The following is a 20,484-nucleotide window of genomic DNA, read 5'->3' on the forward strand; positions in this document are numbered from 1 at the left end:
CCGTCGGATCACACGTCCGGTTCAGCCCAACCGAATCCGAACAACGGAAGTGGGCGGTGGTCCGTTGAGTCGGCGGACCACCACTCACCCCTCCAAGTCGCTCACCGGTATCGAAGGATTTACAAATGCTCGCCAGAACCTATTCCAGCTTCTTCATCGATGGCGATTGGCGCGAACCCGCGTCCACCGAGACGTTCACCGTCATCTCGCCGGCCAGTGGAGAACCGATCGGCTCCGTTCCCTCCGCGTCGACGGCCGATATCGACGTTGCGGTAGAAGCGGCGCGCCGCGCGTTCTACGAGACCGACTGGCCGCGGCGTCCGGTCGAAGAGCGCGCCGCGCTGTGTGAGGCGCTGGCCGCCAAGATCCACGAGCACCGCGCCGATTTCATCGATCTCGTGGTCGACGAACTCGGCTGCACCCGGCAGCTCGCCGAGGTGTACCAGGCGGTCGCGCCGACGTTGCACTGGAACTACAACGCGGAAGTGGCGCGCAACTACCCGCTGTCCGAGGTTCGCACCGCAGATCTGGGTCCGCTGGCCGGCGGGTCCGAAGGCGGCATGATCATGCCGTACCAGACCCAGAGCCTGGTGGTCAGGGAGCCGGTCGGTGTCGTCGCCACGCTGGTGGCGTACAACTTCGCGTTCGCCGGCACCGCCCAGAAGGTCGCGCCCGCGGTGGCGGCGGGCTGCACCGTGGTGATCAAGGTGCCCGAACCCAACCCGCTGGCGATCTTCGCCATGGGCGAGCTGATCCGCGAAGTCGGTTTCCCGCCGGGGGTGATCAACATCGTCGCCGCCGGGCCGGCGGCCTCCGAGCACCTCGTCTCGCATCCGGACGTCGACATGGTCAGCTTCACCGGTTCCACCACGGTCGGCTCCAAGATCGGCCGGGTCTGCGGTGAGCGGATTCGACCGGCCGTGTTGGAACTCGGCGGCAAATCGGCAGCCATCGTCCTCGACGATGCCGACCTCGAGACCACCATCCCGACCCTGCTGGGTGTCAGTGTGATTCCCAGTAGCGGACAGAGCTGCGTGTGTCAGAGCCGCTTCCTGGTCCCGCGCAGCCGCCACGACGAGATCGTCGACAGGCTGGTGGAGGCACTGCGCGGGGTCAAGGTCGGTGATCCGCACGATCCGGACACCCAGATGGGACCGTTGATCACCGAGGCTCACCGCCGACGGGTGCTCGGATTCATCGATCGCGCCGTCGAACAGGGCGCCAAAGTCGCCTTCGGAGGCGGGATTCCGGAAGGCCTCGACCGCGGGTGGTATGTCGAGCCGACACTGCTCACCAACGTCCACACCGACATGGAGATCGCCCGGGAGGAGGTCTTCGGTCCGGTCGTCGCGGTGATCCCCTACGACGACGAGGACGACGCCGTCCGCATCGCCAACGACAGCCGATACGGCCTCGCCGGCTCGGTGTTCACCTCCGACATCGAACGGGGCTTCGAGATCGCTCGACGAGTCCGCACCGGAACCTTCTCGGTGAACTCGTTCTCGGCCGACTTCAATTCGCCCTTCGGCGGTTTCAAGGATTCCGGGATCGGCCGGGAGCACGGCGTGGCCGGCTTCGAGGAGTACCTCGTCCCGAAGACGATCTCCGTCGACCCGAGCATCCGGATCCCGGAGTCGGTGGTGGCGAAGGCGGACCGGGTCGTGGACGGGGCCGGACGCTGACCGGACTCTGACCCGACGGAGCGGTTGACACCGCTCCCCCGGAGATCCGATACTGAAGTGAATCCAGTTCAACCCAGAAGGGATGTTCCCATGGCTATCGACACCGACCACATCGTTCTCGAGAAGGATGGGCAGGTGGCGCGCGTCTGGCTCAACCGCCCGCACAAGCTGAACGCCGTCACCCCCGAACTGCTGTACCGCCTGGACGAGATCATCGTCGAGGTCGACAACGATCCCGACCTGCGGGTACTGGTGCTGCGGGGACGCGGCGGCACCTTCTGCTCCGGCTTCGACCTCGACGTGTTGCAGGCCGACTACGTCGGCTCGACCACCGCGATGGATGTCGCGGTGCTGTCGGCGAAGGTCTGCGACCGGCTCTACTCGATGAACACCCCCTCGGTCGCGGTCCTCGAAGGCTTCGTCACCGCCGGCGGTTTCGAGCTGATGATCTCGTGCGACTTCGCGCTCGCCGCCGAGGACGCCAAGATCGGCGACTTCCACATCCGCCGTGCCCTGTTCGGCGGCGCCGGCCCGATCTACCGGCTGCCACGCATGATCGGCATCCGCAAGACCAAGGAGCTGATGCTCACCGGTAAGCTGCTCTCCGGCAAGGAGGCCGAGGACTTCGACCTGATCAACGCCTCCGCACCGGCCGACCAGCTCGACAAACTGTGCGAGGACTTCATCGCCCAGCTCGTCGACAAGAGCCCGTTCACCATGAAGCTGACCAAGATGTGCATCGACCGCGGTCTGGACGCCGACATCCAGTCGCTGATGGTCATGGAGCATCTCGCGGTGGGCAACGCCCTGCAGTCCGAGGACGCCAAGGAGGGAGTCGCGGCCTTCCTGGAGAAGCGCGAACCGAAGTGGGTCGGCCGCTGAGCCACCCCACCCCGGCCCCAGGTGTCCGGCGACGGGCCACTCCTCCCACCCACCGCCGGACACCTGGGCCGGCCGTCCCGATCTGTGGGACAGTCCGTTGAATTGACCCGAGGAATCGATGCTGACAATGAGGCGAGGTACTCCCTGATGACCGCGAACACCGGCGCATCGGTGCTCGACATGTTCCGGCTCACCGGCCGGTCGGCAATCGTGACCGGCGCTTCCTCTGGTTTGGGCCGCGGCTTCGCGCAGACGCTGGCCGCTGCCGGAGCCACCGTCTACGCGGCGGCGCGACGCACCGACCGACTCGAGACCCTGGCCGCCGAGAACCCGGCCATCCGCGCCGTCACCTGCGACGTGACCGACGAGCAGGATCGGCGCGCACTCGTGGAGCGGGTGGTCGCCGAAACCGGTGGCGTGGACGTCCTGGTCAACAACGCCGGAAAGCCCGGCGGGCCGGACGCCGTCAAGGAATCGGCGGACGAATTCGCATCGATCCTCGACCTCAATCTGGCGGCCGGGTTCCACCTCTCCTGCGACGTGGTGCGCGCCAACCCGGAGAACCACCGGCTGTCGATCGTCAACGTGTCCTCGGTGATCGGCCTGGTGTCGACCGCACCGATCGGGGGCGCCGGATACGCCGCGTCGAAGGCCGGCGTGCTGGGCCTCACCCGCGAACTGGCCGGCCAGTGGGGCCGGCAGGGCATCCGGGTGAACGCGCTGGTGCCGGGATGGTTCGACACCGAGATGACCGACGGTCTGTTCACCAACGAACGGTCGGCCACCTGGGTCCGGCGCAACACCATGCTCAACCGCGGCGGCCGCGAGGGCGAGGTGGACGGCGCACTGCTGTTCCTGGCCTCCGACGCCTCGAGCTATGTCACCGGGCAGGCGATCGTCGTCGACGGAGGATGGACCGCACGATGACGACGACGATGACCTCCACCGCCGAACGCCTCACCGTCCTGCCGAAGGGAGTCAGCCGTGCAGCAGCTGGCAGCTGAGCTGGTCCGCCGCGCCGCCGACGAGCCCGACGCCGTCGCCGTCATCGACGATGCCGGCGTGCACACCGTCGCCGAGATCGTCGAGCACGCCGGGGAACTCGCCGAGGTCTTCGACCGAGAACTCGGTGGCTCCCCCACGGTTCTGGTGCAGGCCGACAATTCCTGGCGCACTCTGGCCGCCGCAGTGGCGGTGGGGCTGCGCGGCGGCTTCCTCGCGGTGTTCAGCCGCCAGGCGGCCGCATCCGAATTCCGGTTCGCGCTCGACGATGTCGCGCCCGATATCGTGGTCGCCGACGACCCGGTGTTCCGACAGTGGACGTCGGACGGCGCCCACGAGCGGTTCCCGCGCCGCGCCCGTGCGCTCGGCGACTGGGTCGTCGCCAGTGCGGACGGGCCACCCGGCGACGTCACCCGCTGGCGCGGAGGCTCATTGGCGGCGCAGACCTCGGGGTCGACTGGCCGGCCCAAATGCGTTGTGCACTCCGAGAGTTCACTGACCTACGCCGGGTCGTGCACCATCGACGCCGTCGGCCTGCGCCTCGGCGACCGAGTGGCGGCGCTGGTTCCGCTGTCGTCGGTGGCGGCCGCGTGTTTCGGGATGTATCTGCCGGCGCGCAACGGCTTCCCGATGGTCTGCCTGAACAAGTGGTCGCCGGACGTCGCGCTCGAACTGCTCCGCGAGCATGAGGTCGCGTGGACCATGCTGGTTCCGACGATGGCACTGCAGTTGTCGATCCAGGACGGCGCCGAGGGGGCGCTGCGATCGCTGCGCGCGATGACGGTGGGCGGGGGTCCGATGGACGCCGGCGCGCTCGAGCGGGCCGAACGCACCCTGGGCACCACGATCCTGCGGGTGTTCGGGATGAGCGAATGTCTGGGCCACACCACGCCGCATCCCTCCGATCCCCCCGAGATCCGACTCGGCCGCGACGGCCGACCGTTCCCGGGCACCACGGTCCGTGCCGTCGACGACGAGGGCCGGGTGTGCGCCCCGGGCGAGGTCGGCGCCGGTCAGGTCAAGGGGCCGTCGCTGTTCCTCGGATACGCCCGCGACGGTGCGCCCACCCCACCGGAATTGACCGACGACGGCTTCCTGCCCACCGGTGACCTGCTCGAAGTCGGTGCCGACGGCACCGTCATGGTACGAGGCCGACAGAAGCAGATGATCATTCGGGGCGGTCGCAACATCGACATCAACGAGGTCGAGGCGGCGGTGGCCCGGATGCCGCAGGCCAGCCAGGTCTGCGTGGTGCCGGTGCCCGATGAGCTGCTGGGTGAACGCGTTGCGGCGCTGGTGGTCTCGGAGGCCGGCGGACTCGGTCTCGCCGACGTCACCGAGTTCCTGGCGTCGACCGGGTTCCCGAAGAACAAGTGGCCCGAATTCGTGTTCTCGGTGCCCGAGCTGCCCTTGAACCGAGTCGGCAAACTGTCACGCGCCGACGCGATCGCGCTGGCGACACAGCTGGCCCGCGAGAAGCAGACCTGAGTTCACCTCAGGTCTTACACTGCAGGCACTGATCTGTTGGGCCGTATCCGTGGCCGGAGAGGGGCAACATGGCACCGAGAACGAAGACCGCCGACGCCGAGGTCGACACCGAGGGTCCGCGCTCGAAGCGGAAGATGATCCTCGAGGCCGCGATCGACCATTTCGGCAAGGTCGGTTTCGAGCAGACCAAGTGGTCGACGGTCGCGGACGAAGTGGGCATCGGGCAGACGGCGCTCTACCACTACTTCGAATCGAAGAACCACTGCCTGCTCACCATCATGCGGATGGAGCTCGACGACAGCCTCAAGCGGTTCAAGGCGGCGACCGCGTCCGCCTCGAATGCGACCGAGGCCCTGCGGGCCGCCGTCGCCTCGGCCTACGAGGGCAACTACCCACGGGACGCGCTGCAGCGCCGCATCCTGCAGAGCCACGTGGACATGCTGGCCTCACCCCGGCCGTCGGAGAAGGAGGAGACCGAACGCAATCTGTCGCGGACCCTGGTGCGCGAGATCGAGCAGGAGTGGGCCGACCTCATCCGGCGCGGCATCAAGGAGCGGGTGTTCGTCGACCGCGATCCGGACATGACCGCGGCACTGGTCCTCGCCATGATCGTCAGCGTGTGGCGGTGGTACCGCCCGGGCGGAAAGCGTTCGCTGCCGGACATCGCCGAGTTCGTGACCGAGTCCGTCATGCGGATGGTGCTGGCCTGATCCGATGAGCGCCGCGAATTCGCGGCGCGCCACACTGACCATTAAACTGAAGTGAATTTACCTCAGGAGAAAGATGTACAACCTCATCGTCTTGGCGACCCGGCCCAGCGACTGGACCCATGAGCAGTTCATCGAATGGTGGCGCGGCGAACACGCCGAGGTGACCCGCCCGCTGCCCGGCCTCAAGCGCTGGCTGCACACCGACGTGCAGGAGGCGATGGACGAGAAATCTCAAGGCTGGGACGGTGTTTCGATTCTCAGCTTCGAATCGCGCGAAGCTCTCGACAAGGCTCTGGCCAGTGACGAGTGGAAGGCCGCGGTGGCACATGTCGGCAACATGCGGGGCCGGCGCATCATCTTGATGGGCGAGGAAGCCACCATGGTCGACATCTCCGACAACACATGACCGCACCGCGGTGGGACACCGCCGGCTGTTACGCCGTCGCCGACGGCGTACACCGCATCCCGTTGCCCATGCCCGGCGACGGCCTCCGCGCGATCAACGTCTACGCGCTCGACACCCCCGACGGTCTCGCCCTGATAGACGGCGGCTGGAACGTTCCGGGCGCCCTTGAGCAGCTGCAGGCGGCCTTGTCGTCGATCGGTCGCGGAGTCAACGAGATTCACGATGTTTTCGTGACCCATATCCACCGCGACCACTACACGCTGGCGGTCGAGATGCGGCGCCGCTTCGGCACCCGGGTCCATCTCGGCGAGTCGGAGGCGCCCGGTCTCGCGGCGGTGCGGCAGCTCGGCTCCAACGTTCCGGTCGACTCGCTTCGCGAATTACACCGGGCGGGCGCACCCCAACTCGCCGCGGTCGCCGCCGAGTTGACCCGCGCCGAACCCTTCGACGCGTCCGGTTGGGCGCCACCCGATCAGTGGATCGAACCCGGCGAGATCCGGATCGGGTCCCGCCGGCTTCTCGCGATTGCCACGCCTGGACACACCAAGGGGCATCTGGTCTTTCACGACGAGGAGGCCGGACTGCTCTTCGCGGGTGATCATGTGCTGCCCACCATCACACCGTCGATCGGGTTCGAACTCGGCGACTGGGATCTCCCGCTGGTCCGGTTCCTGGACTCACTGACGATGCTGTTGGAACGTCCGGATGCCCGGTTGCTGCCGGCGCACGGCGCACCCGGCGACAGTGTGCACACCCGCATCCGGGAGTTGCTGCAGCACCACACCGGCAGGTTCTCGACCATCATGTCGGTGGTCGCGTCGATGCCGGGTGCGACCGCATACCAGGTGGCCCAGCGGCTCGAATGGACCAGACGCGACGTCGCGCTGGACCGGCTGGACGGGTTCAACCAGATGATCGCGGTGTGCGAGACGCTCGCCCATCTGGACGCGCTCGTCGAGTCGGGTCGACTGTCGGTCCGGCGCCGCAGGGGGGTGGAACGGTTCGAAGTCTGCTCGCCGGGCGCGGAATCGCAGCGGTCGGTCGACCCCGCATCGCGGTGGTTCAGCGCGATCCCGGACCGAGCCGCCATGGCGCGGAGATAGATTCTCCCGATCGCCCGACCGCGTCCCGGTGCGCTCAGGCGTGGGCCGGTTCGTGGTGGGCGGGCACCCGCACGCCCAGCGCGTTGGCCCACAACAGGGAAAGCTGCTCAGCAGCGGTGTCCAGGTCGTAATCGGCGTCTTGCACCGACCACCGGTACGCGAAGTTGCTCAACATCCCGGACAGCGCCGCGGCGGCATAACGTGGATCGATGGCCGGATCGGCGAGGCCCGCCTCCTGCCAGCGGATGATCGCCCGCTCGATCCGCGCCGCGAATCGGTCGCTGTACTCCCGGCGCAACTGCTCGACGTGCTCGTTGAGTGAGGCGACCTGCTCCCAGACGATCATGATCGCCCGGTTCGCCCGATAGGCCTCGAGGTAGGTGCGGTTCGCCCGCAGGATCCGCTCGTACGGATTCTTCGGCTCGGTACCGGCATCCGTCCGCACCGGTTGGCGGAGTTCTTCGACCAGCTCGCGCAGGAGTTCGATGAAGATCTCTTCCTTGGAGTCGAAGTACCGATAGAACGAGCCGTGCGCGGTGCCGGCGGCGTCGGCGATGTCGGTGATCCGCGCATCGGCGAATCCGTCGCGGGCGAACACCTCCTTGGCAGCATCCAGCAGGGCCCGCCTGCTGCGCCGACCCCGGGCAGTCGGCGGCAACGGCCGGTTCATCCGGTCGCCACCCGTCGCATCCGAAGCCACCCCTTGCTCGTTCGATCCGTTGTCGACGCGGCGCCGCGGCACCACACCTGAAGTTCGATTCACTTTACCGGCTCCTTTGGTGTCGACCCGCGCATATGCGCCGGGGGGTGTCTACGCCCCGACATTCGGGCCCCCACATTCGGGCCCAATATGTGAGCCCCCACATTCGGGACCCCGCATCAGGTCCCGTGCGTGGGTCGTCACACATGGTCTTCGTGCGTGGCGTAGACACCCCCGGCTCGGCGCCGGAGACGGCGCGGGTATTGGAGATCCGCCCTCCGATTACACGGGGTGGGAGATCCCGTAGTAGGCGACCACCGAATCGGCAGCCGACGTGGTCCGGGTCAGGATCGCGTAGCTCCGGATCAGGGCCGGGCCCAGGCAGTCGACCTGGACGCGGTAATCGCTGACCGCAGCGGACGGGTTGGCGCCGCTGAACTCCTCCTTGGACACCTGGATGGTGGTGGCGGCGGGCTTCATGGCGGCGAGCATGCCGCTGGGCACGCACTGCACCTGGTAGCCGACCTCCAGAGTGCCCTTGGGGGTGGGGCTGGTACCGCCGTACTCGTTGCGCAGGGTGCCGTTGAACAGTCCGCTGACGATGAAGTCACGGGTTTCCAACTCCGGCGACGGCGGCGTGGCCGGGGTCAGGGTCTCGCTGTTCGCCGACAGCGCCAGCGTCCACCCGTCGGTGGTCTTGGTCGAGACGGGCTCCGCGGACGGCACCGGAACCGGACCCTCCGGCGGCGCGGGTTCGGCCTGCACCTCGGCCGCCGGGTTCGCCGCGGCCAGTCCCGCGGCGCCCAGCACCGTCGCGCCGGTCACCATCGCCGCCGCCAGTGCGGCGGCGCCGACAGCCCGGCGCCGTGACCGGCGAGCGGTCACCGAGATCGATGTGTTGGTCATTGCTACCTCCATCTGTTCTCCGTGGTCGCCCAGTGCGGCCACGTGCAGGGACGAGCTCCGTCACCGCCGGAACCGGCGATGGGGTGCTCCGGCATCGGACTGCGTTCCGGCACGCGACGCTGCGCACCGAATCGGCATCCGACAGGTCGGCTATGCGATCCGGCCGTATCGCCGCTCCACGGCCCGGTCGCCGTCGGACACGAAGTGCGGAGCCCACAGGGCTGGCTCGCCGGATCGCGGCGGCCCGGGATCCCGGTCTGTCCACACCGTGATGACTTTCCTCGGTGCGGCGATGATCTGATCGATCCGCCGGTGGGCGTGCGCCGGGTCGCCCGGGGCCAGGATCGGCGGAACCGAGCCGGCGCGGCGGTGCCGTGGCGAGCGAACCGGGTTGCGGCTCCAGACTTTCAGCCGCAGCTGCCACCGGGTGACCGACAGCATGACGACCGCCAGCACTGCCAGCATCGCCATGTTGAACAACCACCAGCGGGGCTCGTGGGTCCACAGGATGTCGTCGGCAGGTGACAACGGCGCGATGTAGAGAAGATCCGTGGTGGCCGCCGAGGCGGCGAATCCCCACCGGGCCGGGACCAGCCAGGACATCTGGTCCAGCACCGGTCGGTCCGTCACCGGGATCAGCCCGCCGGAGAAGACGATCGACAGCATCACCGAGATCACCAGCGCGGGCAGGATCTGTTCCTGGGACCGCACCAGCGCCGACAGCATCAGCCCCATGATCGCGGCCGCGGCCGCGGTCACCGCCAACGTCGCGTACAGCTCCAGCACCGGGTGACCGAGCAGCAGTGCGCCGCGTGTCGGTGCGCCCTTGCCGGCCACCACGATCGCGGTGAGCACGGCGGTCTGCACGGCGGCGATGACGCAGTACACCGCGACCTTGGCGACCAGATATGCCGAGGCGGACAATCCGACGGCCTGTTCGCGCCGGAAGATGCTGCGTTCTCCCACCAGATCGCGGATGGTCAACGCCATACCCATGAACACCGCGCTGATGTTCAGCATCATCACGATCTGCGCGGGTTCATTGGGAGCGGGCCCGCGCGCATCGGCCACACCGAAGCCCACGTGACCGGGCACCACCAGGGTCAGCGCCCCCAGGACATAGGGCAACACCGCGAGGAACACGAAGTAACCGCGGTCGGCGACGATGAGCCGGAGCTGCCGACGGGCCACCGTCACCAGCTGCGCCCACCGTGCCCGCCGGGGCTTGCGCATCGGCGCCGGCAGCGGAGCGCTCGACGGAAGCTGGGCGGCGTCAGGGTCTTTCGCGCCGCAACGCGCCAGAAACCTGCGGTGGGCGGCCTCCGGATCGGCTCCGACCCCGGCGAAGATGTCGGCCCAGTCGTCGGCCCCCATCGCGCCCGCGATGTCGGCGGGCGGACCGCAGAACGCGATCTTGCCCCGCGGTGTCAGGAACAACACCTGATCGCACACATCCAGGTAGGTCAGGCAATGGGTGACGACCAGGACGACCCGGCCCGCATCGGCCAGCCGCCGCAGCGTGGTCATGATGTGGCGGTCCAGCGCCGGGTCCAGCCCGGAGGTGGGTTCGTCGAGGATCAGCAACGACGGTTCGGTGAGCAGTTCCATCGCCACCGACGCACGTTTGCGCTGCCCGCCGGACAGATCCGCCACCCGGGTTCCGGCGTGGTCGGTCAACTCCAGTTCGGCGAGCACGCGCTGGACAGCGCGCTGGCGGTCGTCCCTGGTGGCCTGCGCCAGCCGCAGCTCGGCGGCATAACGCAACGCCTGCTCGAGAGTCAGCTGATGGTGCACGACATCGTCCTGCGGCACCATTCCGATCCGCGAACGCAGCGCCGGGTACTCGGCATGCACGTCGTGACCGTCGAACCGCACCGTGCCCGACGTCGGCGCGAGCACCCCGCCGATCAACTTCGCCAAGGTGGACTTCCCCGCACCGGAGGGACCGATGATCGCCGTCAGCGATCCGGGCCCCGCGGTGAAGGTCACGTCACTGATCAGCTGACGCTGATCCGACACGGCAAAGCCGAGCGCATGCACGCTCAGGCGGTCGCCGCCCTGCGCGCTGTGCGTACCGACGTGCTCGTCAGCCAACATCTCGCCGGACGACATTTACCGACCCGTCCGAATCACGTTGGCGAGGAACGCCGATCGGTTTGCTGGGCGTGTCGCCATCAACAACCCTCCTACCGGTGTTACTCCGCTCACAGCCCGACTTTAACACGAACATGACATCGACTTCATGTATAACGGTCATATACATTCTGAGGAATGACTGGGCATGTACTCCTCCCGAGGAATTGAGGCTGCGGCGGGCCGCACGGCGTCTCCACAGCGGGGATGCCGCGCGACCGGCCGCCGCGGACCCGCCGACCAGTCACCCAGACCGCCGGCTCTGACCACTGAGAGGAATTCATGACACGTCCGGCAACCACCCCGTTGGCCCCTTGGCCGATCGGCGACCCAGCGACCATGGCCCCCAACGCCGAACGTGACGAACTGCGTTCGGTCGTCCGGAAACTGTTGAGCCAGCTCGCATCCCACGAAGATGTCCGGCGGGCCACCGAAACCGAGCGTGGGTGGTCCCCCGAGCTGTGGGCGACCATGCACGACGAGATGAGCTTCGGTGCGATGGCCGTGCCGGAGGCGCGGGACGGCGCCGGGTTCGGCCTCCGGGAGCTCGCGGCGGTGCTCGAGGAGACCGGACGGGCGCTGGTGAGCGAACCGTTCCTGACCGCCGCCGTCGCGGTTCAGGCGGTGACGCTCGCCGACGCCGACGAGGTGGGCGCCGAGTGGCTGCCCGCCCTGATGAGTGGCGAGACGGTCGCCGGCGCCGACCTGCGGTCCCCCGCGCCGGTGACGGTCACCGCTGACACCGCCACCGGGTCGCTCACCAACGTGGCGCACGGGGGCAGCCTCGACGTCCTGGTGATCGCGGCGACCGAGGCCGGCGCTGCAGGGCTGTACCTGGTGGATCTCCGCGCGCCGGAGGTCAAGCGGCAGAGACTGCAGTGCCTGGACACCACCCGGCCGTGCGCGACGGTGACGTTCGAGGCCGCTCCCGCGCGGCGGTTGGTGGGTCCGGACCGGTTCGGGCCCGTGCTGTCCCGGTTGCGTGACTTCCAGGCCGCCGCGCTGGCCGCCGAACATGTCGGCATCATCGACCGGCTGCTGTCCACCACCCGCGAGTACCTGATGACCCGGCGTCAGTTCGACCGCCCGCTCGCGTCGTTCCAGGCCATCAAACACCGGCTGGCCGATCTGCTGGTGGATTCCGAACGCAGCCGGTCCGCCGCGGAGTACGCCGCCGAGGCGTGGGACCAGTCCACCGACGACGCTCCGCTCGCCGCCGCGGTGGCGAGCGCGGTGTGCACCGACGCCGTGATCCGCACCGCCCACGAGGCGATCCAGCTACACGGCGGCATCGCCTTCACCTGGGAACACGAAGCCCACTACTACCTGCGCCGCGCACTCGGTGACGAGGCTCTGCTCGGTTCCGCCCGACAGGCCCGGGCCAGGATCGCCGAGCTCGTCGGGCTCAGGGCCGACCAGCCGACCGAAGAGAAGGAGTTGACATGACCGCGGTCAGCCCCGCGCTGGAGGGCAGTCGCTGCACGGCGTGCGGAACTGTCGCGTTCCCGATCGCCGAGGTCTGCCAGAAGTGTCGGCAGACATCCCTGGAGACCATCGATCTGGGCACCCGCGGCACGGTCTGGGCGTACACCGTCCAGCGCTTCGCCCCCAAATCGCCGCCGTACGTGCCGCCGGAGACCGGGTTCACACCGTTCGCGGTCGGTTACGTCGAACTCCCGGTCGGCATCAAGGTCGAGGCCGTCCTCGACTGCACCGATTTCGCCGAACTCGAGAACAACGCGGAAGTCACCCTCGTCGGCACCCGTCCCGTCCCCCGCTTCGCCACCGCCTCCGCGCTGAATGGAGCTCGCTCATGACCAGAGTCCAGATCGTCGGCGCCGGTCTGTCCCGGTTCGGCCGCCAACCCGACAAGACCGGACGCCAACTGGCCGTCGAGGCCATCCACGCCGCCCTGGCCGACGCCGGAATCGGGTGGGACGACGTCCAGATCGCGTTCGGCGGCAGTGACAGCGCCGGTCTGGCCGACACCCTGGTCAACGAAATCGGTTTGACCGGAATACCGTTCACGAACGTCAAGAACGGCTGCGCCACCGGCGGCAGCGCGCTGGTCTGCGCGATCAACGCGATCCGGTCCGGTGCGGCGGACATCGCGCTGGCCGTCGGCTTCGACAAACACCCGCGCGGGGCCTTCGATCCGCGTCCCGAGGACTGGGGCCTGCCCACCGGTTACGGCGAAGCCGGTCTGATGGTCACCACCCAGTTCTTCGGCATCAAGATCGCCCGGTACATGCGCGAACACGGCATCAGCTCGCGCACCCTGGCGTTGGTCGCCGAGAAGGCCTACCGCAACGGCAGTCTCAACCCCAACGCCTGGCGGCGTGAACCGCTGTCGGCCGACGAGATCGCCAACGCCGACATGGTCAACGATCCGCTCACCCGGTACATGTTCTGCTCCCCGGGTGAGGGCGGCGCGGCGATCGTGCTGGCCAGCGAGAAGGCCGCCGCCCGCCTGGACTCCCAGCCGGTCACGCTGGTGGCCGCGGCCACCCGCACCCGCCGGTTCGGATCCTTCGAGGTGTTCGCCCCCGCCATCCAGGGCACCGGCACGCCCAGCAGCGTCAGCGCCGACGCCGCACAAGCGGTGTTCGAGGCCGCCGGCGTCGGACCCGAGGACATGGACGTGCTGCAACTGCAGGACACCGAGAGCGGCGCCGAGATCATGCACATGGCCGAATGCGGGTTCTGCGAGCACGGCGAGCAGGAGAAGCTGATCAGCGCCGGCGAGACCGCGATCGGCGGCCGGATGCCGGTCAACACCGACGGTGGGTGCATCGCCAACGGCGAACCGATCGGCGCCTCGGGGCTGCGGCAGGTCTACGAGATCGTCACCCAGTTGCGTGGTCGAGCCGGGGACCGACAGGTTCCGAACGAACCCCGGTTCGGTTTCACCCACGTCTACGGTGCACCCGGCATCAGCGCGTGCACGGTGCTGGCCACTCAGGAGACATTGTGAGCAAACAACATCCGCCGATGGACGAGTTCGTCGCGCAGGCCCGGGAGTGGTTGGCCGGCGTCGCCGAACCGCGCACCGCGTCGGCCTGGGGCGAAGGCTCCGATTCGGTCGCGGTGTTCGAGAACTGGACCGAGGAGCAGGAACGCGCCGAGACCGACCGGATCCGCGCCTACGAGCGGGACAAATTCGACGCCGGCTGGGGGGCGCTGACCTGGCCCGCCGCCCTGGGCGGCCGCGACCTGCCGATGTCGTACGCGCTCGCGTTCCGCCGCGAAGAGGAAACGTTCGACGTCCCGCGGCGCACCGAATTGTTCTCGGTCACCCAGCAACTGATCGCACCGACGATCGCCACCTGGGGCACCGAGGAACAGAAGGACACCTACCTGCGGGCGATGCTGCGCACCGACATCCTGGCGTGTCAGCTGTTCTCGGAGACCGAGGCCGGCTCCGACCTCGCGGCGGTCCGGACCCGGGCGGTGCAGAAGGACGACGGCTGGGTGATCAACGGACACAAGGTCTGGACCTCCGGGGCGCGGGTGTCCGACCTCGGTGTCGCGGTGTGCCGCACCGATCCGCAGGCCCCCAAGCACGCCGGCCTGACCGTGTTCCTGGTGCCGATGGACGCCCCCGGGGTCACCATCCGGCCGATCCGCCAGATGACCGGGGGCGCCTCGTTCAACGAGGTGTACCTCGAGGACGTGGTGGTGTCCGACGCCATGCGGCTCGGACCGGTCGGGCAGGGCTGGAAGGTGGCGCTGACCGTGCTGGCGGCCGAACGCCTCGACTCCGGGCTGCTCGGGCTGGGCAACGCCGACCGCGCCGTGGAACTGGCCCGGAACCGCCCACAGCCGCTGACCGGGCTGGAACGCGATGCGGTGGGAGATCTGGTGGCGCGCAGCTTCGTTCAGCGCCTGACCAGCATGCGGGTGGCCGCGGCTCTGGTGGCGGGCGCCGACCCCGGCCCGGAGGCGTCGATCGGCAAACTGCTGGCCACCGACACCATGGCCCGGACCTCGGAGGTGGTGCGCCTACTGCTGGGCAGCGAGCTGATTGTCGACTCGGGCGCCTGGGGAACCTGGGCGTGGACCGAACACGTGCTCGGCGCCCCCGGATACCGGATCGCCGGCGGCACCGACGAAATCCAGCACAACATCATCGCCGAACGGGTGATGGGGCTGCCCAAGGAGCCGAGACCATGAGCGTGAACACGGCCAACGCGGCCTCGGCGGCCCTGGTGTCTCGCATCACCGAACGATTCGCCCGGGACCTCGATCTGCGGGTGTCGGAGGTCACCCCGATCGTCGGCGGGCACTCCGGGTTGACCTACCGGGTCGACACCGACGGGCCGGCCTACGTGGTGAAGGCCGTTCCGGAGGGCCAACGCCCCATCGGCCGGCACGACATGATGCGCCAGGCCCGGATCCTGCGTGCGCTGGCCGACACCCCGGTTCCCGTTCCGGCGGTCGCGGTCGTGGACGAGACGGCGCCGGCCTGGTTCGCGATGGAGCTGGTGCCCGGCGATTCGCTCGAACCGGTGCTCGACGATCCGCCGGTCCCGCCGAAGCGGGCCGCCCGCCGGATGCGGGCCGCCGCCGGTCTGCTCAAGACGCTGCATGCGGTCCCGGTCGACAGCATTCCCACCGACGCCGCTCCCCTGTCCCCCGAGGACGAACTGGCCCGCTGGGCCCGGACCATGGGCGCCGTACCCCCCGAACTGGTGCCCCGCGCCGAGGAGCTGCAGCGCCGCCTGGCCGAGGACGTTCCGGCGGCCATGCCGGTGACCCTGGTGCACGGGGACTTCCGGTTGGGCAACATCATCGCCGACAGTGACGACCTCGCGGCGCTGATCGACTGGGAGATCTGGAGCCTGGGTGATCCGCGCGTCGAGCTGGGCTGGTTCCTGGTGTTCGCCGACGGCACCAATTTCCCGGGCGCCGGTCGGGTGGTGCCCGGACTGCCCGGTGCCGACGAGTTGCGCGGCATCTACACCGAGACCCCGCTGCGCGACGTCGACTGGTTCGACGCCCTCGGCCGGTTCAAGATGGCGGCGATCATGGGGCACAACCTGCGGCGCCACCGCGAAGGCCGACATCACGATCCGGAGCAGGAGAAACTGCCGGCCACCATCCGCAGCCTGATCGACAACGGATTGCGGTTGCTCGGCTAGCGGCAGAAAGGAACGATTTCATGGACTTCGAATACTCACCGCGCACCCGAGAGCTGTTGACCCGGGTGCGGGACTTCATGGAGGAGTACGTCTACCCGGCCGAACCGGTGTACGACGCGCAGGTCGCCGAGAACGACAACTTCCACGAGCAACCGCAGATCATGCGCGACCTGCAGGCCAAGGCGCGCGAGCAGGGGTTGTGGAACCTGTTCATGACCCACGGCGACTACGGCGCCGGGCTGACCAACCTCGAGTACGCGCCGATCGCGGAGGAGATGGGTCGGTCGATCATCGGCAACGAGGTCTTCAACTGCTCGGCGCCCGACACCGGCAACATGGAGATCCTCGCCCTCTACGGCACCGAGAAGCAGCGCAAACAGTGGCTCGAGCCGCTGCTGAACTGCGAGATCCGCTCGGCGTTCGCGATGACCGAACCCGACGTGGCCAGCTCCGACGCGCGCAACATCACCGCCACCATCCGCCGCGATGGTGACGAGTACGTGCTCAACGGCCGCAAGTGGTACACCTCCGGAATCCTCGACCCGGACTGCAAACTCATCATCTTCATGGGTAAATCCGATCCGGATGCGCCCACCTACAAGCAGCAGAGCATGATCCTGGTGCCGGCCGACGCTCCCGGCATCGAGGTGCTGCGTGATCTGCCGATGTTCGGCTACAAGGACCGGCTCGGGCACGGTGAGGTTCAGTTCACCGACGTGCGGGTGCCGGCCGAGAACATGCTCGGCAACGAGGGCGACGGGTTCGCGATCGCGCAGGGCCGGCTGGGCCCGGGCCGGATGCACTATGCGATGCGCGCCATCGGATTCGCCGAACGGGCGCTGGATCTGATGTGCCGGCGCGCTCTGACCCGGGAGGCCTTCGGCGGTCCGCTGGCCCAGCGCGGTGTGGTGCGGGAGTGGATCGCCCGCAGCCGCATGGAGATCGACCAGATCCGGCTGCTGACCTTCAAAGCCGCCTGGTTGATGGACACCCGCGGTAATGCGGCGGCCCGGTCGGAGGTCGCGGCCATCAAGGTGGCGGCGATGGAGACCGCCCATCAGGTGGTCAACCGGGCGGTGCAGACCTTCGGTGCGGCCGGGGTGAGCGACGACACCGTGCTCGCCCGGCTGTTCGCCATCACCCGGGCGCTGCAGATCGCCGACGGGCCCAACGAGGTTCATCTGCGCACCATCGCCCGCCTGGAATTGGAGAGGTATCGCGATGAGTAGTCAGCTGTTGAAGGACAAGGTCGCGTTGGTCACCGGCGCGACCCGGGGACTCGGTCTGGCCATCGCCCGCGGTCTCGCCGACGCCGGAGCAGCGGTCGCGGTGTCCAGCCGCAAGGCCGACGCCTGCGAAGCGGTGGCGAACGAACTCGCCGAGGCCACCGGGGCGAAGGTGATCCCGCTGCCGCTGCACGTGGGCCGCTGGGACGACATCGAACCCGCCGTCGACCGGCTGTGCGCCGAATTGGGTGGGATCGACATCCTGGTCAACAACGCCGGCATCGCACCGTTGGCGCCCACCCTGGAAAGCGCCACCGAGGCACTGTTCGACAAGACCATCGAGGTGAACCTCAAGGGACCGTTCCGGTTGATGGCGGTCGCCGGGGCGCGCATGGCCGCCGCCGGAGGCGGTTCCATCATCAACATCTCCAGCATCGGCGCCTGGCGGCCGAGTCCCGCCGAGGCGATGTACGCGGCCGCGAAGAACGGTCTGAACGCGTTGACCATGGCGTTCGCCCAGGAATACGCACCCAGGGTGCGGGTGAACTGTGTGATGCCCGGGGCGTTCGCCACCGACATGGCCGAGAACTGGGATGAGGAGTTCCTCGGAAAGGTGATCGGCGGGCTGCCGGCCGGACGGCTCGGCAAACCCGAGGAGATCGCCGGCCTCGTCGTGCATCTGGCCAGCGATCAGGCCGGCTACACGACCGGGGCGGTCATCCCGGTCGACGGCGGACGCACCGCCGTGTACTGACATTCACCGATCTACCCGGTCCACCGGTCGGCTTCCCGCTCGGCCGGTGGACCGGCGTGCTTCTCGGGCCGTTCTTACTGGGTCCGTTTTTCCGGGGCCGATTTCTGGGGCCGATTTCTGGGCGCCGATTTCTGGGGGGTTCGTCTGACAAGCGCACATGACCCCGCACCGACGCGGCGGCAGGTCCGCGTCGGTGCGGGGTCATCGAATCCGATGTGCGGCGGCCCCGTGATGGAGCCCGCTACGGGGCTCTCACGATGGGAGCGGAGCTCAGTGCGGTGAGACGCCGGACGACATCACCCGCACGGCGCTGACCAGGCCGTCGATCAGGTTGCCGTCCTTGAAGGCGGCCGCCGCCGCCGAGACGCCCAACGGGGCGGCGGTCTCGATCCCGCGGCCCTTCACGTCCGCGCCGTAGACCACCTCGATCGCCCGCTGATCGGGCGACACCGCCAGGAGCACCGCGTTGTTCGGGGTGGGCACCCGGCCCAGGATCTCGCGGGCGGTGGCGGCGGTGTCCTCGCCCAGCGGGCCGATGTACACCGCGAACCGGGCCTTCGCCGCGCGCGAGCCGTACTTGAGCGCATCATCGAGCACCACGAGTTCCTTCGTGGTGAACGGATAGTCCAGGCAGCGGGTACCCGGCTCGACCACCGCCGAGATCCGGCCGCTGGACGTGACTACGGTCCCGACCGGCAGATCGGCGTGCTCGACCGCCGACCGCTCCTTGGTAGCCGTGACTTCACCACTTGCCACTGGCGCCGCCTCCAATCGTCACCGGTTCATCGCCGTGGCCTCCGTGTGCAGGCGCGGCGGGTTCGTCGGACGCCCACAGGATCGGATCGTGCGTCCACGGCTCGGACAACTGATACGACGCCGGACGGCGACCTTTGGGGCGGTAGATCAGGGCAGCCAGCACCAGAACCAGCAACCCGGGGATCACCACCAGGTAGAGGGCGTACTCAGCGATGCTCACGATAAAACCGTATCAGCCGCCGTTCGCCTGGTGACCATGACCTCGCTCTGATCACCGGGTGCCCTGATGAACGTGCGCCCTGATGACCGGTCGTGGTCAGGCCGCCCCTTCGCCACCGAGATACCGCACCCAGACCGGATCGAGTTCCTTGACCGTCGACAGCAGGCGCCAATGCTGCCCCTTCGGCGGCCGCGGCACGGCCCGCAACGTCCAGCCCAGTTCCGACAGCAGCCGGTCGGCCTTGCGGTGGTTGCAGGCCGAACACGCGGCCACGCAGTTCTCCCAGGAATGCGCGCCCCCGCGGCTGCGCGGGACCACGTGGTCGATGGTGTCGGCCTTGCCGCCGCAGTACGCACACCGAAACCGGTCCCGGTGCATCAGCGCCGCCCGGGTCATCGGCACCCGCGCCCGGTAGGGCACCCGCACGTAGGTGCGCAACCGGATCACCGACGGCATCACCAGCGCACGGGTGGCCGAGTGGATCACCGGCCCGTTCGGGTCGTCGTGCACCACGTCGGCCTTCCCGCACAGAACCATGACCAGCGCCCGTCGCATGGTCAACGCGGTCAGCGGCTCGTAGGTGGAGTTGAGCAACAGCACTCGGCGCCGGCCCCATATCGAGCCGTCCGAGCCGTCTGAGTTACCGGAGACGCCGTCGACGGGGTGCAGTGGGCGCGCCCCGGGGTGCCTGGCCGGGGAGCCGGTCAGGGTGGTGACCCCGGGCTGCCGGTGGCCGGCCCGGTCAGCACGACCTCTCTTACGCTGCGCCATTGGTCCTCCGAGGGAACAGTCCACCACGGATCGGCCCCGAACGCACGATAATTCTGCGCGTTCGCGCCGGTCGGGTCGGTGAACGGGGGGTGACCAACGCTCCGCCCGGGCTCTGATCGGGCGCTGCTCAGGCACTGTTCGGCCGGTGTCGACGCCGATCTGACGGCGGTCCGGGTTGCCGGATCCCGGAAACCGGGACAATGGTGGCGTGACGGAGACTGTGCAGTCGTTCTACGACGAAGTCGGTGGCCACGAGACCTTTCGCGCCATCGTGTCGAGGTTCTACGAGCTGGTTCGCTCGGACGAGATCCTGCGGCCGCTGTATCCCGAGGACGACCTCGACGGTGCGGAGGAACGGCTGCGGATGTTTCTCGAGCAGTACTGGGGTGGCCCGCGCACCTACTCCGAGCAGCGCGGGCATCCGCGGCTGCGGATGCGCCACGCCCCGTTCCGGATCGGGTATCTCGAGCGGGACGCCTGGCTGCGCTGCATGCACACCGCGGTGGCGTCCATCGACTCGCAGACCCTCGACGACGCACACCGCGAACAACTGCTGGACTATCTGGAGATGGCAGCCGATTCACTGGTCAACTCCCCGTTCTGA

General features: G+C 68.6%; 21 protein-coding genes. 15 read left to right on the forward strand and 6 right to left on the reverse strand.

What is annotated here, in order from left to right; genetic code table 11:
• Positions 1 to 125: 125 nt before the first annotated feature.
• From CKW28_RS14485 to CKW28_RS14515, 7 genes are all read left to right on the forward strand, one after another.
• Positions 126 to 1,682, forward strand: a complete 1,557-nt coding sequence (locus CKW28_RS14485) for an aldehyde dehydrogenase (protein WP_003926971.1) — start codon at positions 126 to 128, stop codon at positions 1,680 to 1,682.
• Positions 1,683 to 1,772: 90 nt separating this feature from the next.
• Positions 1,773 to 2,564, forward strand: a complete 792-nt coding sequence (locus tag CKW28_RS14490) for an enoyl-CoA hydratase/isomerase family protein (protein WP_003926972.1) — start codon at positions 1,773 to 1,775, stop codon at positions 2,562 to 2,564.
• A gap of 147 nt (positions 2,565 to 2,711) precedes the next feature.
• Complete coding sequence (locus tag CKW28_RS14495; RefSeq protein WP_003926973.1) at positions 2,712 to 3,491, forward strand: SDR family NAD(P)-dependent oxidoreductase; 780 nt, start codon at positions 2,712 to 2,714, stop codon at positions 3,489 to 3,491.
• A gap of 57 nt (positions 3,492 to 3,548) precedes the next feature.
• Positions 3,549 to 5,054 (forward strand): class I adenylate-forming enzyme family protein, encoded by a 1,506-nt coding sequence (locus CKW28_RS14500; protein WP_003926974.1) that lies wholly within the window; start codon positions 3,549 to 3,551, stop codon positions 5,052 to 5,054.
• Between the two features lie 68 nt (positions 5,055 to 5,122).
• Complete coding sequence (locus CKW28_RS14505; protein WP_003926975.1) at positions 5,123 to 5,764, forward strand: TetR/AcrR family transcriptional regulator; 642 nt, start codon at positions 5,123 to 5,125, stop codon at positions 5,762 to 5,764.
• 73 nt (positions 5,765 to 5,837) lie between these two features.
• On the forward strand, positions 5,838 to 6,170 hold the full coding sequence (locus CKW28_RS14510; RefSeq protein ID WP_003926976.1) for an EthD family reductase: 333 nt from the start codon (positions 5,838 to 5,840) through the stop codon (positions 6,168 to 6,170).
• The gene (locus CKW28_RS14515) at positions 6,167 to 7,273 is read left to right on the forward strand and encodes an MBL fold metallo-hydrolase (protein ID WP_003926977.1); all 1,107 of its coding nucleotides are present in this window, start codon (positions 6,167 to 6,169) and stop codon (positions 7,271 to 7,273) included. The genes CKW28_RS14510 and CKW28_RS14515 overlap by 4 nt, the downstream gene beginning before the upstream one ends.
• Before the next feature lie 34 nt (positions 7,274 to 7,307).
• On the opposite strand, the gene CKW28_RS14520 is transcribed toward CKW28_RS14515, so the two are convergent.
• From CKW28_RS14520 to CKW28_RS14530, 3 genes are all read right to left on the reverse strand, one after another.
• Positions 7,308 to 8,036: a TetR/AcrR family transcriptional regulator gene (locus CKW28_RS14520; protein ID WP_234784925.1), complete on the reverse strand. Its 729-nt coding sequence runs from the start codon at positions 8,034 to 8,036 to the stop codon at positions 7,308 to 7,310.
• A gap of 219 nt (positions 8,037 to 8,255) precedes the next feature.
• The gene (locus CKW28_RS14525; protein WP_003926979.1) at positions 8,256 to 8,879 is read right to left on the reverse strand and encodes an MspA family porin; all 624 of its coding nucleotides are present in this window, start codon (positions 8,877 to 8,879) and stop codon (positions 8,256 to 8,258) included.
• 150 nt (positions 8,880 to 9,029) lie between these two features.
• The gene (locus tag CKW28_RS14530) at positions 9,030 to 10,991 is read right to left on the reverse strand and encodes an ATP-binding cassette domain-containing protein (RefSeq protein ID WP_003926980.1); all 1,962 of its coding nucleotides are present in this window, start codon (positions 10,989 to 10,991) and stop codon (positions 9,030 to 9,032) included.
• 303 nt (positions 10,992 to 11,294) lie between these two features.
• Between CKW28_RS14530 and CKW28_RS14535 the strand changes: the two genes are divergently transcribed.
• The 7 genes from CKW28_RS14535 to CKW28_RS14565 are packed head-to-tail and all read left to right on the forward strand — an operon-like array spanning position 11,295 to position 18,133.
• Positions 11,295 to 12,458 carry an acyl-CoA dehydrogenase family protein gene (locus CKW28_RS14535; protein WP_050812012.1) on the forward strand — a complete coding sequence of 388 codons (1,164 nt, stop codon included), beginning with the start codon at positions 11,295 to 11,297 and terminating at the stop codon, positions 12,456 to 12,458.
• Positions 12,455 to 12,829: a Zn-ribbon domain-containing OB-fold protein gene (locus CKW28_RS14540; RefSeq protein ID WP_003926982.1), complete on the forward strand. Its 375-nt coding sequence runs from the start codon at positions 12,455 to 12,457 to the stop codon at positions 12,827 to 12,829. Before CKW28_RS14535 ends, CKW28_RS14540 begins: the two co-directional genes overlap by 4 nt.
• On the forward strand, positions 12,826 to 13,986 hold the full coding sequence (locus CKW28_RS14545; protein ID WP_003926983.1) for a thiolase family protein: 1,161 nt from the start codon (positions 12,826 to 12,828) through the stop codon (positions 13,984 to 13,986). Before CKW28_RS14540 ends, CKW28_RS14545 begins: the two co-directional genes overlap by 4 nt.
• Before the next feature lie 17 nt (positions 13,987 to 14,003).
• The gene (locus CKW28_RS14550; RefSeq protein ID WP_003926984.1) at positions 14,004 to 15,185 is read left to right on the forward strand and encodes an acyl-CoA dehydrogenase family protein; all 1,182 of its coding nucleotides are present in this window, start codon (positions 14,004 to 14,006) and stop codon (positions 15,183 to 15,185) included.
• Positions 15,182 to 16,153 carry a phosphotransferase family protein gene (locus CKW28_RS14555; RefSeq protein WP_040547351.1) on the forward strand — a complete coding sequence of 324 codons (972 nt, stop codon included), beginning with the start codon at positions 15,182 to 15,184 and terminating at the stop codon, positions 16,151 to 16,153. Before CKW28_RS14550 ends, CKW28_RS14555 begins: the two co-directional genes overlap by 4 nt.
• 20 nt (positions 16,154 to 16,173) lie before the next feature.
• Positions 16,174 to 17,382, forward strand: a complete 1,209-nt coding sequence (locus tag CKW28_RS14560) for an acyl-CoA dehydrogenase family protein (protein ID WP_003926986.1) — start codon at positions 16,174 to 16,176, stop codon at positions 17,380 to 17,382.
• The gene (locus CKW28_RS14565) at positions 17,375 to 18,133 is read left to right on the forward strand and encodes an SDR family NAD(P)-dependent oxidoreductase (protein WP_040547353.1); all 759 of its coding nucleotides are present in this window, start codon (positions 17,375 to 17,377) and stop codon (positions 18,131 to 18,133) included. Before CKW28_RS14560 ends, CKW28_RS14565 begins: the two co-directional genes overlap by 8 nt.
• A 270-nt stretch (positions 18,134 to 18,403) precedes the next feature.
• On the opposite strand, the gene CKW28_RS14570 is transcribed toward CKW28_RS14565, so the two are convergent.
• From CKW28_RS14570 to CKW28_RS14580, 3 genes are all read right to left on the reverse strand, one after another.
• The gene (locus CKW28_RS14570) at positions 18,404 to 18,889 is read right to left on the reverse strand and encodes a DUF5130 domain-containing protein (RefSeq protein ID WP_003926988.1); all 486 of its coding nucleotides are present in this window, start codon (positions 18,887 to 18,889) and stop codon (positions 18,404 to 18,406) included.
• A complete protein-coding gene (ctaJ, locus tag CKW28_RS14575) occupies positions 18,876 to 19,109 on the reverse strand; it encodes an aa3-type cytochrome oxidase subunit CtaJ (RefSeq protein ID WP_003926989.1) in 234 nt (77 codons plus the stop codon). Before ctaJ ends, CKW28_RS14570 begins: the two co-directional genes overlap by 14 nt.
• A 96-nt stretch (positions 19,110 to 19,205) precedes the next feature.
• Complete coding sequence (locus CKW28_RS14580) at positions 19,206 to 19,880, reverse strand: HNH endonuclease (protein ID WP_040547355.1); 675 nt, start codon at positions 19,878 to 19,880, stop codon at positions 19,206 to 19,208.
• Between the two features lie 208 nt (positions 19,881 to 20,088).
• Here CKW28_RS14580 and CKW28_RS14585 point away from each other — a divergent pair, with 208 nt between their 5' ends.
• Positions 20,089 to 20,484 carry a globin gene (locus CKW28_RS14585; RefSeq protein ID WP_040547357.1) on the forward strand — a complete coding sequence of 132 codons (396 nt, stop codon included), beginning with the start codon at positions 20,089 to 20,091 and terminating at the stop codon, positions 20,482 to 20,484.

The organism is Mycolicibacterium thermoresistibile (genome assembly GCF_900187065.1).
Taxonomy (GTDB): domain Bacteria; phylum Actinomycetota; class Actinomycetes; order Mycobacteriales; family Mycobacteriaceae; genus Mycobacterium; species Mycobacterium thermoresistibile.